The 16430-nt window shown below is 54.4% G+C and carries 17 protein-coding genes; 6 read left to right on the top strand and 11 right to left on the bottom strand.

Features of this window, described 5'->3' with window-relative positions; translation table 11 throughout:
- Positions 1–56: 56 nt before the first annotated feature.
- The 10 genes from accC to FHG12_RS20350 form a co-directional block, all read right to left on the bottom strand.
- Positions 57–1400 (bottom strand): acetyl-CoA carboxylase biotin carboxylase subunit, encoded by a 1344-nt coding sequence (accC, locus tag FHG12_RS20395; RefSeq protein ID WP_139517545.1) that lies wholly within the window; start codon positions 1398–1400, stop codon positions 57–59.
- Positions 1401–1535: 135 nt separating this feature from the next.
- Positions 1536–2027, bottom strand: a complete 492-nt coding sequence (accB, locus tag FHG12_RS20390) for an acetyl-CoA carboxylase biotin carboxyl carrier protein (protein WP_139517544.1) — start codon at positions 2025–2027, stop codon at positions 1536–1538.
- A gap of 31 nt (positions 2028–2058) precedes the next feature.
- Positions 2059–2622 (bottom strand): elongation factor P, encoded by a 564-nt coding sequence (efp, locus tag FHG12_RS20385; protein WP_139517543.1) that lies wholly within the window; start codon positions 2620–2622, stop codon positions 2059–2061.
- A gap of 171 nt (positions 2623–2793) precedes the next feature.
- Positions 2794–3807: a beta-ketoacyl-ACP synthase III gene (locus FHG12_RS20380; RefSeq protein WP_139517542.1), complete on the bottom strand. Its 1014-nt coding sequence runs from the start codon at positions 3805–3807 to the stop codon at positions 2794–2796.
- Between the two features lie 55 nt (positions 3808–3862).
- The gene (plsX, locus tag FHG12_RS20375; RefSeq protein ID WP_139517541.1) at positions 3863–4804 is read right to left on the bottom strand and encodes a phosphate acyltransferase PlsX; all 942 of its coding nucleotides are present in this window, start codon (positions 4802–4804) and stop codon (positions 3863–3865) included.
- A gap of 73 nt (positions 4805–4877) precedes the next feature.
- Positions 4878–5099: a 50S ribosomal protein L32 gene (gene rpmF, locus FHG12_RS20370; protein WP_139517540.1), complete on the bottom strand. Its 222-nt coding sequence runs from the start codon at positions 5097–5099 to the stop codon at positions 4878–4880.
- Between the two features lie 47 nt (positions 5100–5146).
- A complete protein-coding gene (locus FHG12_RS20365) occupies positions 5147–5677 on the bottom strand; it encodes a YceD family protein (protein WP_139517539.1) in 531 nt (176 codons plus the stop codon).
- 77 nt (positions 5678–5754) lie between these two features.
- Complete coding sequence (locus FHG12_RS20360) at positions 5755–6129, bottom strand: helix-turn-helix domain-containing protein (protein WP_139517538.1); 375 nt, start codon at positions 6127–6129, stop codon at positions 5755–5757.
- 158 nt (positions 6130–6287) lie between these two features.
- Positions 6288–7319, bottom strand: a complete 1032-nt coding sequence (pdxA, locus tag FHG12_RS20355; RefSeq protein WP_139517537.1) for a 4-hydroxythreonine-4-phosphate dehydrogenase PdxA — start codon at positions 7317–7319, stop codon at positions 6288–6290.
- 119 nt (positions 7320–7438) lie between these two features.
- Positions 7439–8890: a leucyl aminopeptidase family protein gene (locus FHG12_RS20350; RefSeq protein ID WP_139517536.1), complete on the bottom strand. Its 1452-nt coding sequence runs from the start codon at positions 8888–8890 to the stop codon at positions 7439–7441.
- 216 nt (positions 8891–9106) lie between these two features.
- Between FHG12_RS20350 and rsmA the strand changes: the two genes are divergently transcribed.
- The 6 genes from rsmA to FHG12_RS20320 all read left to right on the top strand — a co-directional run bounded on the left by rsmA (position 9107) and on the right by FHG12_RS20320 (position 15155).
- Positions 9107–9940: a 16S rRNA (adenine(1518)-N(6)/adenine(1519)-N(6))-dimethyltransferase RsmA gene (gene rsmA / locus FHG12_RS20345; RefSeq protein WP_139517535.1), complete on the top strand. Its 834-nt coding sequence runs from the start codon at positions 9107–9109 to the stop codon at positions 9938–9940.
- 7 nt (positions 9941–9947) lie between these two features.
- The gene (locus FHG12_RS20340) at positions 9948–10973 is read left to right on the top strand and encodes an NAD(P)-dependent oxidoreductase (RefSeq protein WP_139517534.1); all 1026 of its coding nucleotides are present in this window, start codon (positions 9948–9950) and stop codon (positions 10971–10973) included.
- Positions 10974–11073: 100 nt separating this feature from the next.
- Positions 11074–11547 carry a transcription elongation factor GreA gene (greA, locus tag FHG12_RS20335; protein WP_139517533.1) on the top strand — a complete coding sequence of 158 codons (474 nt, stop codon included), beginning with the start codon at positions 11074–11076 and terminating at the stop codon, positions 11545–11547.
- A gap of 144 nt (positions 11548–11691) precedes the next feature.
- On the top strand, positions 11692–12549 hold the full coding sequence (locus FHG12_RS21370; protein ID WP_139517532.1) for a nuclease A inhibitor family protein: 858 nt from the start codon (positions 11692–11694) through the stop codon (positions 12547–12549).
- 11 nt (positions 12550–12560) lie between these two features.
- A complete protein-coding gene (locus FHG12_RS20325) occupies positions 12561–13445 on the top strand; it encodes an FkbM family methyltransferase (protein ID WP_139517531.1) in 885 nt (294 codons plus the stop codon).
- Between the two features lie 63 nt (positions 13446–13508).
- Positions 13509–15155 (top strand): M28 family peptidase, encoded by a 1647-nt coding sequence (locus FHG12_RS20320; protein WP_139517530.1) that lies wholly within the window; start codon positions 13509–13511, stop codon positions 15153–15155.
- A 96-nt stretch (positions 15156–15251) separates the two neighbouring features.
- Here FHG12_RS20320 and FHG12_RS20315 read toward each other — a convergent pair whose 3' ends face one another.
- Positions 15252–16406: an MFS transporter gene (locus tag FHG12_RS20315; protein WP_139517529.1), complete on the bottom strand. Its 1155-nt coding sequence runs from the start codon at positions 16404–16406 to the stop codon at positions 15252–15254.
- Positions 16407–16430 lie beyond the last annotated feature (24 nt).

Genomic DNA, 16430 nt, shown 5'->3' with positions numbered 1-16430 from the left:
AAAAGGCTGGCGATATCGCCAGCCTTTTTTAGTTGCCTTCTATGAGAAACCAGATTTTACAGTTCTGAAAAGTCGAAGGTATCTAGGAAAGCAGTGGTGAAATTGCCTTCCCGGAAGTTCTGGTTGTCCATCAATGCCAAGTGGAAGGGAATGGTTGTTTTTACGCCTTCTACCACAAATTCGCTCAGGGCACGCTTCATTTTCACGATGCACTCTTCCCGGGTTTGCGCCACGGTAATGAGCTTGGCAATCATCGAGTCGTAATTTGGCGGGATGGTGTAGCCCGCGTACACATGCGTATCGACGCGCACGCCGTGGCCCCCTGGGATGTGCAACACCGTGATCTTGCCGGGGGAGGGGCGGAAGCCGTTGCTGGGGTCTTCGGCGTTAATACGGCATTCCATGGCGTGCATCTTCGGGCCGTAATTATTACCCGAAATCGGCACACCAGCCGCGACTTTGATTTGCTCTTTGATGAGATCGTAATTGATAATCTCCTCAGTAACAGGGTGTTCTACCTGGATGCGTGTGTTCATCTCCATGAAGTAGAAATCCCGGTTTTTATCCACTAGAAATTCAATAGTGCCTACGCCTTCGTAACCGATGGACTTGGCACCTGCTACAGCAGCTTTGCCCATCTTCTCCCGCAGTTCTTCCGTGACGAAAGGCGAAGGCGCTTCTTCTACCAGCTTCTGGTGCCGACGTTGAATGCTGCAATCGCGCTCGGAAAGGTGCGCGGCACGGCCGTATTGGTCGCCCACAATCTGGATCTCGATGTGGCGCGGCTCTTCGACAAACTTCTCCAGGTAGATGCCATCGTTGCCGAAAGCGGCTTTGGCTTCAGCACGTGCGTCGTTCCATCCTTTTTCCAGCTCTTCGTCGGTGCGGGCAACGCGCATGCCACGTCCGCCGCCGCCGGCTGTTGCTTTCAAAATGATAGGATACTTGATCTTGTGCGCAATTTTTAACGCATCCTGAAAGGAGTCGATCAAGCCTTCAGAGCCTGGAATGGTCGGGACGCCGGCCTTTTTCATGGTTGCTTTAGCCGAAGCCTTATCGCCCATGGAGTTGATCATTTCTGGCGAGGCACCAATAAACTTAATGCCGTTTTCTTGGCAGATACGCGAGAATTCAGCGTTTTCTGACAGGAAGCCATAGCCGGGGTGAATGGCATCGGCATTGGTAATTTCAGCGGCCGCGATCAGGGTCGGGATGTTCAGGTAGGACTGTGCGCTGGGTGGCGGGCCAATGCACACGGCTTCGTCGGCGAAGCGCACGTGCAAGCTCTCCTTGTCGGCAGTCGAATAAACGGCTACCGTCTTGATGCCCATTTCCTTGCAGGTACGGATGATGCGCAAAGCAATCTCACCCCGATTGGCAATCAGTATTTTCTTAAACATGATGTGGTGGGATCTTGGAAAGAAGGGTCTCAGGTGATTAGAGGAAAGAAGAAAGGTCTTGGAACCCCGGCGCCAGACTTGCTTTATTCAAGCATTCTGAATCCCCAAGATTCCAAGACCCTAAGACCCTGGATATTACATCGGTTCGATGAGAAACAACGGCTGGTCGTACTCCACGGGCGTAGAGTTCTCTACCAATACCTTCACTACGCGCCCCGACGATTCAGCTTCAATTTCATTGAACAGCTTCATGGCTTCGATGATGCAGATAACCTGACCTTTCTCCACCATGTCGCCAACGCTCACGAAAGGAGGGTTGTCGGGGCTGTTGCTGCGATAGAAAGTGCCGATCATCGGTGCTTTCAAGGGCTGGTAGTTGCTGCTGGCTGCAGCTTCTGGGGCCGGAGCCGAAGCGGGTGTCGCCTGGGTTGGGGCAGCCGCCGGAGCAGGTGCTGGGGCCGCTGCTACAGGGGCCGGAGCCGGAGCAGCCGACACGGAACCAATTATGGGTTTGTAACTGGGCTCACGTTGCACCGAGATCTTGAACTCTTCGGTTTCAATGTTGACTTTGTTCAAGCCCGATTTGGCAATGAAATCGAGTAGTTCCTGAAGTTCTTTGGCTTTCATGGCGGCGGCGGAAGGCTTTGGCGGCAACTGCTTATTTGACTCTTTCGACATAGGAGTAATCGCGCGTATCGACGCGAATTTTCTGGTCTTGCTCAATGAATAGCGGAACCTGAATACGGGCGCCGGTTTCTACCGTTGCCGGCTTTAAGGTGTTCGTGGCCGTATCGCCGCGCAAACCGGGCTCAGTGTACGTCACAATCAATTCTACCGTCGTGGGTAATTCGGCCGTCAGGGGCTGTTCCGTTTCGGCGTGAAATAATATTGTCGCTTCCTGGCCTTCCTTCATCAGGTCAGCGAACGGAACCATCGCTTCGGGAAGCACCACTTGCTCAAACGTCGCGTTGTCCATGAACGTAAAGCCATAGTCGTCGCGGAACAGGTATTGATGCGGACGTTGCTCCACACGAGCAGTGGTAACTTTCACGCCTGCATTGAAGGTGTTGTCGAGCACCTTGCCGGTTTTGATATTACGAAGCTTCGTGCGAACGAAAGCGGGACCTTTGCCCGGCTTTACGTGCTGAAATTCAGTGATAACGTACAGGTCGTTGTTGTACTCAAGTACCAGACCGTTGCGAAAATCTGCGGTGGTGGCCATTTTTTGTGGGAATTCTGGATTATAAATTATGAATTCTGAGTTGTGACCTGAACAGTACGAAGAGCCGCTTCAACAAAGCTGGCAATTCAAACTTCAGAATTCATAACTCAGAATTACCAAGCGGCACGTCGGGAGTGCAAGTATAGGAGATTTCCGCGTTTAGCAGGCTACTTAAACCAGTTCGGAAACGGGTTTGGGATCGTAAGCCCACTTCAGGTAGAGCGAACCCCACGTAAAACCGCCACCAAAAGCTGCGATTATTACGTTGTCACCCTTGCGCAGTTGCGATTCGTAGTCAGCAAGGCAGAGCGGAATAGTGCCGTTGGTCGTGTTGCCGTAACGGTGAATATTGAGCATCACTTTCTCCGGACCTACGCCCATTCGGTTAGCAGTAGCGTCGATAATGCGGCGGTTTGCCTGGTGCGGCACGAGCCAAGCTACATCATTGTTAGTCAAGTGGTTACGTTCCATGACCTGTGCTGCAACATCGGCCATGTTCTTTACCGCAAACTTGAAGACTGTAGCGCCTTCCTGGTAAACGTAGTGTTCCCGATTCGCCACAGTCTCAACTGACGGAGGGCGGCGGCTACCTCCCGCTTTCTGATGCAGAAAAGCCTCCCCGTTGCCATCCGAGCAAAGCTGCTGGTCGAGCAAGCCAAATCCTTCTGTGTTGGGTTCAAGCAGCACAGCGCCGGCCCCATCGCCGAAAATGATGCAAGTGGAGCGATCGGTGTAATCTATGATGCTCGACATTTTATCGGCACCTACGATTACGACTTTTTTGTATGCGCCGGTTTGGATAAACTGAGCGCCCGTCGCGAGGGCAAACATAAAGCCCGAACAGGCGGCTTGCATATCAAAGCTAAATGCTTTGGTAGCACCTACAGCAGCAGAAATAATATTGGCGGTGGCTGGAAATACTAGATCTGGCGTAGTGGTTGCGCAAATAATCAGGTCAATTTCGTCGGCACGGGTACCGGTTTTCTCCAGCAATTGCTGCACCGCCCGCACGCCCATAACGGAGGTGCCTTGGTTTTCTCCTTTTAAAATTCGCCTTTCCTGAATGCCGGTTCTACTCAAAATCCACTCGTCGGTGGTGTCCACCATCGTTTCGAGTTCTTTGTTAGTAAGCACGTAGTCAGGCACATAAGAGCCCACTCCGGTGATTGCGGCGGTAACTTTCATTGAAAAGGACGGAAAAACGCGGCAAAAAAAGTCCGGCCTGAGCCGGACTTAGTCGCTAGGACTTGAATGTGCTTTTTATTTGGTCGGAGATGCCTGATTCGGCCATTTGATAGCCTTGCAGCAGCATGTTGCAGATAGCAAATGGAGTACTTACACCATGACCAATAATGGCATTGTCGTTGATGCCCAAGATTGGGCTGCCTCCAATGGCTTCGTAGTTAAATTTATCGAAGAACGGATCGTGCATCTGCTTCTCGACCAGAATATCATAGATCGACTCAGCTAATTTCAGCACGACGTTGCCAGTATATCCGTCGCAGACAATAACGTCAGCTTTGGAATTGAACAGGTCGCGGCCCTCGATGTTACCCACAAAATTGATGTGCGGGTTCACCTTTAATAATTGATGGGCAGCCTGAGTAAGGACTGTACCCTTGCCTTCCTCTTCCCCCAAGTTCATGAGGCCTACTTTCGGCTCGTTAATGCCCAAAACGTATTGAGCATACAAAGAGCCGAGCTCGCCAAATTGCTCCAGCATTTCGGGTTTGCATTCGGCATTGGCACCTACGTCCAACAGAATGCCGTATCCGCCATGCATCTTCGGAACAAAATTAGCAATGGCCGGACGCAGTACACCCGGCACAGCTTTTACGCTAAACATTGCACCGACCAACATGGCTCCCGTGCTGCCTGCTGAGCAGAAGGCATCCAATTCTCCAGCGTGCAGCATGCGATAGCCTACAGCAATACTGGAATCCTGCTTCTGCTGATAGGCTTTGGCTGGGTGCTCGCCCATCTCGATCACCTGCGATGCGGGGATGAGAATAAGGCTAGCAGCCGCCGGTCCGTGTTGTTCAAGCAAGGGCCGCACGGCTTCTTCCTGGCCGATAAGCACAATCTGAGCTTTGCCGTCCAGCTTTTCAGCTGCCAGCACAGCGCCATCGACAGCAGCCTGAGGAGCAAAATCGCCCCCCATTGCGTCCAGGGCTATCTTCATGTACGAAAGTTCAAGAGGTATAAGGTCGGGAAGGCAGGCCGGCTATTCGCCGGCTAGACGAGGCAGAAATAGGTTATTCCTCGTCGGTAGAAGTCGCGGCAGCGGCTACTGGAGCGTAATCTTTAATCGCTACTTTGCCGTGCAGATATAGATCACCATCTACTACATAAGCCTTGTGACGCAGGTGAAGCTCACCAGTATTTTGGCAAATAGTGATTGCTTTCGGAGTGAGCTTGTCGTGGGTGCGACGCTTGTCGCGACGGGTTTTGGAGGTGCGGCGCTTAGGATGTGCCATGATTGGAAATTACGTATTATGAGTGTTGAATTTATTGAATTGAGAACCTAGTTGAGGTTGCGTAACGCATCCCAACGTGGGTCGGAAGGCTCATCGTCGTTTTCATCCGCATCGCTGCGGGTAGAAAAAATAAGCTTGCTATCCGCCTCTGGATTTTCGTCCGGTTCGTTCTGGAAACGTGGGTGTAACTTCTTCATCGGAATTGCAAGCCCGATGTAGTCGAACAAATGCTGAGCAACAGGAAGCGTCTGGGTATCAGGCGTGATTTGGAACACATCTTCGTCCAGCTCCAGGTCCTGATCGCCGTAGCGCACAAGCAGTTGGTGCTGCACGTCAATCGGTTGGTCGAATTCTTCCAAGCTACGATCGCAGGTAAGGCGCACGGTACCCTTGATGTGAAAATCAAGCGTCAACAGGCGGTCGGTTTTTGTCAGATCAAGATCCGCATGAAGATCACCCTCCTGGATTAAGCTTTGGTCGAACTGCTCAAAAAAAGCACGCCCCAGCTCAAACGCAAAATGATGCGTTTTGAAGGCTAGTTTGGCAATTGCCAAATCGAATTGTGCGTCCTTTTTCACGGTTGGGTTAATAGCAGGGGGCAAAAGTAGGAAGATTTCTGCGTTTTGTAAAAACAAAGCCTTTATAAGCCCAAATCCTAAGCAGTTTTGAGAATGAATTCGGGGCTAATGCCCAACCGTTCGTAAAGCTTTTTGGCTAAATCGAGGGTAACTCGACGCTTGCCACTTAGGATTTGCGACAGGCGACCTGCCGGTACTTCCAGCAGTTGTGCCAATTCTTTCTGCTTCAGTTGCAACTGCTGGCGCTTCAGCTCGATCATATCGGCTAAGGTAGTGGGCAACATCGGAAGGGGTAGCAGCTGTAGGCGGGCTTCATAAGCCTCGATTTCTGATGTAAGATGCTGAATATCAATAGATTGATCTGGGTCTCCCTGCTGGCTTGTTCTGTCGCTGGTGAGCTCATCGAGGCGCCGCAGTGCTTCTTTGTAAAGTAAGGGAGAGGTAATCAGCATCAGAAAACGGATACGCTGCTTAAGTGGTTTGGGTGCACAAAGTTGGGGCAAAGATTTCTAATGGGAAAATAAAGTTTCGTTTTTGGAAACTTTACTCCTGAACATTGCCCAAAATGATAGCAGCTTATTCTTATGGGATTTTTGCAACACATTCACTATCAATGCATTGCTTGTGACTTGGTGATTGCTTCTGTTGCTCTTTTGCGTACCAAATCGCAGGCCATGTACAGCGCCTCCCGGAAGGAAGTGGCATCGGCGGCAAAGCTGCCGGCAATGCCATAAGCCGTACCATGGTCGGGCGAGGTGCGAATGACCGGCAGGCCGGCCGTAAAATTGACGCCGCGCTCAAATGCAATGGTTTTAAAAGGAATCAGCCCCTGATCGTGGTAGAGCGCCAAGGTGGCATCAAACTTCCGGAACTGGCCGGTGCCGAAGTAGCCATCGGCAGGGAAGGGGCCATATGCTAGTTCGCCGTTGTTGAGGAACTGCTGGATGACGGGCGTAACAATTTCCACCTCCTCCGACCCAAGCAGCCCGTTCTCGCCGGCGTGCGGGTTCAGGCCTAAGACTGCCACGCGCGGCTTGTCAATACCAAAATCGTGATGCAGCGAATCAAGCAAAATGCGCAGCTTGGTCGTCAGCAAGTTGGCAGTAAGCTTGCCGGGTACGTCTTTCAAGGCCATGTGCCCGGTTACGGTTGCTACGCGCAAATCCTCGCTGGCTAGCAACATAAGGCTTTCCGGTGCCCCAAAGAAATCGGTAAGAAATTCGGTGTGGCCAGGGTAGCGAAAATCGTCGGCCTGTGTGTTCTCTTTGCTAATAGGAGCCGTCACGATGCCGTCGATCAGGCCTGCTTTCAAATCGCGGCAGGCGGCCAACAGCGATTGCCGGGCAGCCCGACCCGAAGCTTCCGTGGGCTTGCCGGGAGTCAGGGCAAAGTCTTCGTCCCAGCACGTAACGGCATTGTGCTTGCCGATGGCGATATCGGCGGCCGCGCGTACCTGACGGAACGTGAGCGGGCCAGCTTGCTTGTCAACGGGGAAATCGTCGAAGAGAACCGTAGCGGTACCGTAAACAACCGGCGTACAGTATTTTAATAAACGGCTGTCTAAGAGCGTTTTATAGATGATTTCCGGCCCGATGCCAGCCAGGTCGCCGACGGATATGCCGATGCGGGGCGGGTGCGTCATAGGTAAGTGGTCAGAGGTGAGGGAGTTACTTGTCGGATAAGGAATTATCCTAACAAATTTTCTCAGCTAAGTAGGCCTTAATAGGGGCGTAGCACTTAAGCTGAGGAGTGAGGCGGGAGTTATAGGCTCTTTAGAAAATCGTAGAGCAAGCGTACGCTGGTGCCGGTGCCACCTTTGCCGCGGTAGCTGTCGGGGGCCGTCAGGTAAGCCGGGGCGGCGATGTCGAGATGGATCCAAGGGTAACCTTCGGTGAAGCGCTCCAGAAACTTGCCCGCGGAAACGTGGCCGGCTTCAGCTTTGCCCAAATTGTTGATGTCGGCAATGTCGGATTTGATGTGGTCGGCATATTCTTCCCAGAGCGGAAATTCCACGATGCGTTCGTGGGTGCGGTTGCCGGCTTGTTTGAGCTGAAGTAGCCGCTCGTCGCCGGCCGTGCCCATTGCCACCAAGCCTTCTTTGCCCACTGCGCGAGCCGCCGCACCGGTGAGAGTAGCAATATCGACCACCAGCTCGGGGTGGTATTTCTTGGCAAAGGCCAACGCATCGGCTAGGATCAGGCGGCCTTCGGCGTCGGTGTTCAGCACTTCCACCGTGAGGCCGCTGTACATGGTGAGCACATCGCCGGGCACGAAAGCCATGCCGCCGGGACGGTTGTCGGTGGCTGGTACTAAGCCGATAACGTGCAATGGAATTTTGTTTTTGGCCAAGGCATATAATACGCCCGTTACGGCAGCCCCGCCGGCCATGTCGCACTTCATCATGTCCATGGAGTTGGGCGTGGGCTTCAGGCTCAGGCCACCCGTATCGAATACTACGCCTTTGCCGACGAGTACGTAGGGCTTCTCGTTGCGCGCATTTTCGGGTTTGTATTCCATGATGGTGAACGTGGGCGGCTCGGGGCTGCCCATGTTTACGGCCAGCAGGCCGCCCATCCGCAACGCCTCAATCCGCACCAAATCCAGAATTTCGGTATGAAAGCCTGCTTCTTCACCTGCTGCGGCCATCTGATCGGCAAACTGTGTGGCATTCAGCTTGTTGAAGGGGGCGTTAACGAGGTCACGGGCCAAGAATACACCTTGCAGCACTCCTTCCAACTCCTGCACTGCTTCGGCCGTAACCTGCGATCCGGTCACGACGATGCGGTTCAGGGCCGAATCGGCTTTCGATTTCGCATCGGTCTTATAGCCGGCAAATTTGTAAGCTGAAAGGTAAAGTCCTTCCGCCAAGGCCAAAGCTCCGGAGCCTTCTTCGGTAAGGTCTTGAATATAAACCTCTTGCGTTTTAGCTGCTTTAAGGGCATTATGCAATTGATGCCCGTGCCGGCGTAGGGCTTCCGCCACCAGATCGGCGGAAGGCTTGGCGGCCGCGGCGACAAAGTAGTGGTGGTGCGAGAAGTGGTTGACAGTAACCAGCTTAGCATCGGCAGCTAATTGATCGGAAACGTACTGCCGAGCCTCCTTGGGAAGGTCAGTAGCCGCCGCATCCGGCAGGTTGTGCGTGCCGGCGGGCAGAATAAAAACGGTCGTGACGCCCGTAGGCAGGTCAGCGGCATGAGCAAGGTGAAGCGGCATGGTAGCAGGGCTTGAAGGGGCGGAAGAAGCGGCCAACTGCGCAACCCAATGCAAATCGGGGCGGACAGACCGTATCTTTACGGCCGCGCAAGGTATGCGTTTTAGCCGTGTAGTGGAAGTGAGGACAAAAGCAGGCAACCGCGCTGATCTCCGCTGGAAACGATATTTGCTTGCTTCGGTTGCTTTTACATCTTCGCCCGCCCTTACATTGCCCTTATGGACCACGTTAGCCCGAAAAAACACTTAGGTCAGCATTTCCTGGCCGATCCAAACATTGCCCGCCGCATTGTCGAATCGCTGCAATTGCCTGAGGGCGTGTCGGAAGTGCTGGAAATCGGGCCGGGCATGGGCGTGCTGACCGGCGATCTGCTGAAGCACCCGGAATACCGCACCACCGTCATCGAGATTGACCGCGAATCGGTGGCGTACCTGCAACAGCACTTTCCGGCGCTCAACAACCGCATTTTTTCGGCCGACTTTCTGAAGCAGGACCTAAGCAAGCTGTTTCCGGCCCAGCCGTTGAGCATCATCGGCAACTTTCCTTATAATATCTCGAGCCAGATTTTCTTTCAAGTGCTCAACCACCGCCACCAGGTGCGCGAAGTGGTGGGCATGATACAGAAGGAAGTAGCCGACCGCCTGGCCGAGCCGCCGGGCTCCAAAACCTATGGTATTCTAAGTGTCTTACTACAAGCATTTTATCGTATCGAGTATTTGTTTACGGTACCGCCTCACGTTTTTATTCCGCCGCCCAAGGTGCAGTCGGCCGTAATTCGTCTGACGCGGAATGATACCGTGAAGCTAGACTGCGACGAGAAGCTGTTTTTTCAGGTGGTAAAGCAGGCTTTCCAGACCCGCCGCAAAACGTTGCGCAACGCCCTGAAGCCATTTGGGATGCCCGCCGAAGCCACCACCGACCCGATTTTCGACAAACGGGCCGAGCAGCTTGGCGTGCCTGAGTTTGTGGGCTTGACGCAGTTTGTAGAGCAGCACCGAGCCCCCAATCCGGCTTCGCAAGGCTTGCGTGGCGGCCACGAGCCCATGTTTTAGATAGCCAATGACGAATCTTGATTCTAATTCCGCGGATTCTGTTTTCCCTTCTACCCAAAATTCCGGCGGCATAACGCGCTCCCTTTGCCTCGTGGTCGATGAGATGCACCCGTCGCTGCAAGAAATGTTGCAACAGATCGACGTGCAGATGCACTACCGCCCCGATCTGAAAGCGGCTGAAATTCCCGCTGCCCTCGCTGCGCAGCCCTACGACGGCCTGATGGTGCGCAGCAAAATACGCGTGACCGCCGAGCTGCTCGCCCACGGCCCCAAGCTGCGCTACGTGGCCCGCGCCGGTGCCGGCGTCGATAACATCGATGAAGCGGCGTTGGCGGCGGCGGGCGTTACGCTGCTGAATGCGCCCGAAGGCAACCAAGATGCCGTAGGGGAATTCGCTATCGGATTGCTGCTGAGCCTGTTTCGGAATATAGTGCAAGCCGACAGCGAAGTGCGCCAAAGCGTGTGGCGGCGCGAAGCCAACCGGGGCGAAGAAATCGGAGGCAAGACCATCGGTTTGTTGGGCTATGGGCACATGGGGCGCGCCGTTGCACGTCGCCTGGCCGCGTTCGACTGCACTGTGTTGGCCTACGACCACGACCCAGCGTGCACTGCCGATCACCACGCGACGCTGGTATCACTGGCCGAATTGCAGCAACGCGCCGAGGTGTTTAGTATTCATATTCCATATTCGGTTGATAATCATCGGTTTGTGAATGATGAGTTGCTCCGAGGGTTTCGCAACCCCATCTGGTTGCTGAATACAGCCCGCGGCGAAGTGCTCGACCACGCCGCGTTGGTAAGTGGTCTGCAAAGCGGCCAGATTCGGGGTGCGGGCCTAGACGTGCTCGAGAACGAAAAGCTCACTACCTTAACCGCCGAGCAGCAAGCGCGCTTCGATTTTCTGACCTCCGCGCCCAACGTAATTCTCTCCCCGCACATCGGCGGCTGGACCCACCAATCGTACCGCCGCATTAACGAAGTGTTGGTCCGGAAAATCGCAGAATTTCTGCGCACCGGCTCCATGCAGAAGTAGCGGAAGTTTGGGGAGGTTTGTATATTTGTCTCAACCTGTTCGGAGAACGGTTGGCTTGGCCGACCGTTCTCCTTGTTTTTTAGCTTACCATCCCACCGCCATGTCAACTGTCAATTACTATACTCCCGAAGGCCTGCAAAAGCTAAAGGAGGAACTCAATTCGCTCAAAGTCCGCGGTCGGGCCGAGGTAGCCCGTCAGCTTGCCGAAGCGCGCGATAAAGGCGACTTGAGCGAGAACGCCGAGTACGACGCTGCCAAAGATGCGCAGGGCCACCTAGAGCTGAAAATCGCGAAACTCGAAGAAATCATCGGCAACGCCCGCGTCATCGACGATTCGAACATGGACGCCAGCAAAGCCTTGATTCTGAGCAAAGTGAAGCTCAAAAACCTCAAGAACAACATGATTCTCGACTATACGCTCGTGGCCGAGGAAGAAGCCAATTTGGCGGCAGGCAAGATTTCGGTGAAATCGCCTATTGGCAAAGGGCTGCTGGGCTTATCGGTAGGCGACGTGGCCGAAATCACGGTGCCCGCTGGCAAGCTGCAATTTGAGATTCTGGAAATCAGCCGGTAAACGGCAAAAAATGAGAAATGAGAAGCGGGAGGTGAGACTTTAATCAGTTTCGCCTCTTTGCTTTTCCACGGTTTTCGTACACTTCCCGCACACCGAAAAGCTTATCGCCGACCGACTCCTTTCCAACCCTCATTTCTTCACAACATGGCTTCTATCTTTTCTCGAATTGTGTCCGGCGAGCTGCCTTCCTATAAGGTGGCCGAAGACGAACAGCATTTGGCATTTCTCGACATCACCCCGCTGGTGGAAGGCCATACTCTGGTCATTCCGAAGCGGGAGGTCGATTACATTTTCGATATGGCGCCGGACGAGCTGGCGGCTCTGCATCTTTTTGCCCAGCGCGTGGCCAAGGGCGTGCAGGCGGCCGTGCCGTGCCAGCGCATCGGGGTGGCCGTGATTGGGCTGGAGGTGCCGCACGCTCACATTCATTTGATTCCGATGAACAAGGTGTCGGACATGAATTTTGCCAATCCGAAGATCAAAGTAGCCGAAGCGCGCATGAAAGAACTGGCGGCTGCCATTGCGGCCAAAGTTCCAGGCGGCGACGGAGCCCCAGCCGCCAGCGCGTCTCAGTCAAATGATGCGAAAGCCGCGCCAGCTGGTGCAGGCGCATCTGCCGTGACGGAGCGCCTGGAAAAACTCACCGAAGGGCTGCTTTTCATGAGCGAATCGGATGCGCCCTTGGCTGCCGTGCACTTTGAGGCCCCGGCCGGCAACCTCTCCAACGATGCCTTGCTGAAGCTCGTGGGCGAACCGGCAGGCACACCTGTAGAAATGCAGGAACTCACGCTTTTCCTTCGCAATCATACCGCCGACAAAGGCATTCTGAACGACGTGGCGCTGGCCAACCGCTTCAAAGCCTTGCAGATGTACATGAAGCAGGAGCTACAGGATGCCAAAGTGTACCGCATCGGCAAAGGTCCCACAATACAAGCCTACGCGCTGGGCCGCACCGACGATGGTCAGCTGGCCGGATTCAAAACGGTTCTTACAGAAACCTAAACCTACACGCTATGCCATGCCGGGCGTGGATGCAGGCGGGTTTCGCACTGAAAGCGCTGATTGCCACTGGATTTCGTAAGTTGTTTAGTGTCAAGTACTTCCAAGCGAAGTATTTTGGGCTGTACCAGAAGGTGTTTTTGCCAATCGGCCTATTCGATGGTGTTTCCAAGCGCGTAAGGTATCGGCACGGGCTGACGTTGCACTTGCATCTGGGCGACTGGATTCAGCAAAACCTGTATTTTCTGGGTGCCTATGAAGCTCGGGAAATTGCTTTTCTGGAGCGTTATCTCAAGCCCGGCGACGTGGTATTTGATGTAGGAGCCAACATAGGGCTGCACACACTGGTGGCAGCCAAAATGGTGGGCCCGAAGGGCAAAGTCTATGCTTTCGAACCCTTCCGGCAGAACTTCGAGCACTTGCAAGCGCACATTCAGCTCAATGGCCTGACGAATGTGGTGGCGGCCGAACTGGCCGTCAGCGACACAGATGGGCCGCTGGATTTTTTTGCGCCGCCACCCAACAATAGCGGCATGGGCTCGCGCTACAGCCAAGCTGTTGGTAGCCGGCCGCAAGTGGTGCAAGCAGTGGCCCTCGACCGCTATGCGGCGGATCTGCCGGCTCTCAACCTCGTCAAAATTGACATTGAAGGTGGTGAGCTGCTGGCATTGCGGGGCATGAGAAATCTGCTGGCTACGCACAAGCCCAAAGTAGTGATGGAGATAGACCGCAGTATTTTGCAGAACGCACAACTGTCAGATAATGAAATAGTTGGGTTTATGGCTGCGTTGGGCTATCATATGCAGTTTATCACCCCCAGCGGTCACTTGAGCAAGGCTGCCCTTGCCGATAGCTCGACTAACTTCGTATTTGTGCACGAGCAAGATCTCGTGGCTTAAAGGGCTGCGTACGCTGGTTTGCGGCTTTTCTTGTGGACTTAAGTTTTACCCATTCTTAGTGGCATGAAAATTCTTTCTTTTTTGGTGGGGTCGTGCGGGGCTTTGCTGGCGGAGAACGCTGTGGCTCAAGCGTTGAGCGTCGATAAAAACGTAAGCCAGGCGCTGGAACAAGTGCGTCCGGATGATATCAAGGCCCACATCCAGTACCTAGCCGATGACAAGCTGAAAGGCCGCATGCCGGGCACCGAAGGCTACCAGATGGCCGTAGATTACGTGACCGGCCAATACAAAAAGCTGGGCGTGCTGCCCGCCGGCGAAAAAAATACCTACCTGCAACGGGTGCGCTTGCGCCGTGGCATTCCCGATGCTGCTTCTGCCTTCACGGTTCGGGGCAACAATGGTGCTGCTGCGAACTTGGTTTCCGGCAAAGATTACGTACTATACCCCAACCCCGAGGCAGCAGACGTGACCGTGGAGGCGCCGCTGGTGTTTGCAGGCTACGGCATCAGCGCGCCTGCGCTGGGCTACGATGACTACGCTGGCCTCGACGCCAAAGGCAAGATTGTGGTGATCGTGCGGGGCGCTCCGAAGAGCTTTTCGTCCAGCATATCGGCTTCGAGTATGGACATGCACACCGTATTGAGCAATGCCTTGCAGCACGGCGCGGTGGGCGTATTGGTGGGCAGTACCAATCCTCGGCCTACGGCCGCATTGCCGAATCTGCACAAAGGCGTTTATTATGTGCTAGGTGCTGATGGAAAGGTTTCAGTATCAAGGAATTACATTTCCAAGCAAATCAAGGTGCTGGGCAATGTAAACGCGGCTACGCTACACCAGTTTTTGCGCACTGCCGCCGTTGACACCGCCAAAGCATTTGCCGCGATTGCGGGAGGTCATCCAGCTTCCGCGGCGCTCAAAACAACGGTTGCGGTAAAGTATCATTCTCGGTATCAGGACTTTGATAGCTACAATGTGGTAGGCAAAATTCCAGGCTCAGATGCCCGCCTGAAAGACGAATATGTGGTGCACAGTGCCCACCTCGACCACGTAGGCTACGGGGCACCGGTCAAAGGCGATTCGCTGTACAACGGGGCGCACGACAACGCTTCCGGCGTGGCGAGCCTTCTGGAAATTGCCAAGGTCTATTCGCGGTTGAAGGAAAAACCCAAGCGCTCGGTGTTGCTGGTGATGGTAACAGGCGAAGAAATGGGCCTGCTTGGGTCGGCTTATTTTGCCAAGAACCCAACGGTGCCGGTCAAGAGCATTGTGGCCGATATCAATACCGACATGCCCACGATTATCGCGCCGTTGCTGTCGGTGGTGGCGCTGGGCGCTGAGCATTCGTCGCTGGAAAAGGAGGTAGCGAAAGCTAGCAGCTACCTGGGCCTGACGGTCGAGCAGGACCCCGAGCCGGAGCAAAACCGCTTCATCCGCAGCGATCAATACAGCTTTGTAGCACAGGGCATTCCGGCGCTACACATCAAATACGGCAACAAAACCGCCGACGGCCAGAACAATCTCAACCAAACCGTGCAGAAATGGAGAGCTGAATATTACCACAAGCCCCAGGATGACATCAACGGCACGTTTGATTTTGAAGCCGGCAAAAAGTACGTACAACTCAATTTCCTAATTGGCTACCAGATAGCTCAAAATCCGCAACGGCCTACTTGGAATACGGGAGATTTCTTCGCTAAGCCAAAGATGTAGAATGCTGACTATTAATAATTTATAATTTAACTAGAAAATTAGTTCCCCTCCTCAGCTGAGGAGGGGAACTAGCTTATAGTCTTTAAAGCTTTCGTCTTACAGCTTCGATCGGCTGGCTACTACTGCGATACAAAGGCCCATCACGGCGATGATGGAAAATGAAATGCGCAGGCTCGTAGCGCCCGCTACCAACCCAATCATGGGCGGGCCGATCAGAAAGCCCAAGAAGCCGATGGTAGAAACAGCCGCCAGCGCCACGCCCGGCGACAGCACCTCGGACCGGCCGGCGGCGCTATACACCAGCGGCACCACCGACGATACGCCCGCACCCACCAACAGAAAGCCTACGATAGCCGTGAGCATCGTAGGAAAAAGCACCGCCAGTGCGAGACCGGAAGCCGTGAGGGTGCCGCTCAGTAACAGCACTCGCTTCACGCCGATACGCGTTGTGAGCCAGTCGGCGACGAAGCGCCCGCCGGCCATGGTGCTCATGAAAGCGGTGTAACCTGCGCCAATCCAAGCCTGATCGGCGAGCACCACCTTTTTGAAATACACGCCGCTCCAGTCGAACATCGCGCCCTCGCAGATCATCGAACAAAAGGCAATGATGCCCAGGTTGATCAGCGATTTATCGGGTTTGGCGAAAATGGGCTGGTCGGGGTTGCGGTTAGAATCTTGGGGCAGCGCGAAGCGTGAGGCAGCCGTAGCGCCGGCCACAATCAAGATCATGATCAGCAGGAAGTGGTGAAACGGTTCGATGCCGTTGCCAATCATGAGCGTGCCAACCGCGGCTCCGGTGAAGCCCGCCAAGCTCCACAGGCCATGAAACGAAGCCATGATCGACTTGCGGTAGAGCGACTCGACGCCCACGGCCTGCGTGTTCACGGCGATGTTCATCATGTTGCCGGCAAAGCCAAACACCAGCAGGCACGCCACCAGCTGAAACACGTTCTGGGCCAACCCCAGACTCGCCAGCATCGTGGAATAAAGCAGTGCCCCGCCGATGGCCACCGTCCGGCTGCCTTTCTTGGTCACCAGCCAGCCCGAAAGCGGTAGCGAAATCATGAGGCCGACGGGCAACGCGAACAGCACGGCGCCCAGCGTAGCATCCGAGAACCCCATTTTTTGCTGAATGGTCGGGATGCGCGAGGCCCAACTCGCAAAGCACAAGCCTTGCAAAAAGAACAGGGCGCCCACGGCCAAGCGATGCACATGCTTGGGAAGCGCAGGCGAGGAAACGTATGTAAGCATCAGGTTATGAAAGCGTTATAATAG

It is taken from the genome of Hymenobacter jejuensis (assembly GCF_006337165.1).
GTDB lineage: Bacteria > Bacteroidota > Bacteroidia > Cytophagales > Hymenobacteraceae > Hymenobacter > Hymenobacter jejuensis.
The sequence above is the reverse complement of the archived record's forward strand: the minus strand, read 5'-3'. Positions and strand labels throughout refer to the sequence as shown.

Bases quoted from the DNA above. Each gene is read 5' to 3' on its own strand.
- pdxA (WP_139517537.1), bottom strand. From the start codon at position 7,319: ATGACGCACCCGCCCCGCATCGGCATATCCGTCGGCGACCTGGCTGGC.
- accB (WP_139517544.1), bottom strand. From the start codon at position 2,027: ATGAAAGCCAAAGAACTTCAGGAACTACTCGATTTCATTGCCAAATCG.
- FHG12_RS20350 (WP_139517536.1), bottom strand. From the start codon at position 8,890: ATGCCGCTTCACCTTGCTCATGCCGCTGACCTGCCTACGGGCGTCACG.
- rsmA (WP_139517535.1), top strand. From the start codon at position 9,107: ATGGACCACGTTAGCCCGAAAAAACACTTAGGTCAGCATTTCCTGGCC.
- FHG12_RS21370 (WP_139517532.1), top strand. From the start codon at position 11,692: ATGGCTTCTATCTTTTCTCGAATTGTGTCCGGCGAGCTGCCTTCCTAT.
- greA (WP_139517533.1), top strand. From the start codon at position 11,074: ATGTCAACTGTCAATTACTATACTCCCGAAGGCCTGCAAAAGCTAAAG.
- FHG12_RS20360 (WP_139517538.1), bottom strand. From the start codon at position 6,129: ATGCTGATTACCTCTCCCTTACTTTACAAAGAAGCACTGCGGCGCCTC.
- FHG12_RS20315 (WP_139517529.1), bottom strand. From the start codon at position 16,406: ATGCTTACATACGTTTCCTCGCCTGCGCTTCCCAAGCATGTGCATCGC.
- rpmF (WP_139517540.1), bottom strand. From the start codon at position 5,099: ATGGCACATCCTAAGCGCCGCACCTCCAAAACCCGTCGCGACAAGCGT.
- FHG12_RS20380 (WP_139517542.1), bottom strand. From the start codon at position 3,807: ATGAAAGTTACCGCCGCAATCACCGGAGTGGGCTCTTATGTGCCTGAC.
- FHG12_RS20340 (WP_139517534.1), top strand. From the start codon at position 9,948: ATGACGAATCTTGATTCTAATTCCGCGGATTCTGTTTTCCCTTCTACC.
- FHG12_RS20325 (WP_139517531.1), top strand. From the start codon at position 12,561: ATGCCATGCCGGGCGTGGATGCAGGCGGGTTTCGCACTGAAAGCGCTG.
- FHG12_RS20320 (WP_139517530.1), top strand. From the start codon at position 13,509: ATGAAAATTCTTTCTTTTTTGGTGGGGTCGTGCGGGGCTTTGCTGGCG.
- accC (WP_139517545.1), bottom strand. From the start codon at position 1,400: ATGTTTAAGAAAATACTGATTGCCAATCGGGGTGAGATTGCTTTGCGC.
- efp (WP_139517543.1), bottom strand. From the start codon at position 2,622: ATGGCCACCACCGCAGATTTTCGCAACGGTCTGGTACTTGAGTACAAC.
- plsX (WP_139517541.1), bottom strand. From the start codon at position 4,804: ATGAAGATAGCCCTGGACGCAATGGGGGGCGATTTTGCTCCTCAGGCT.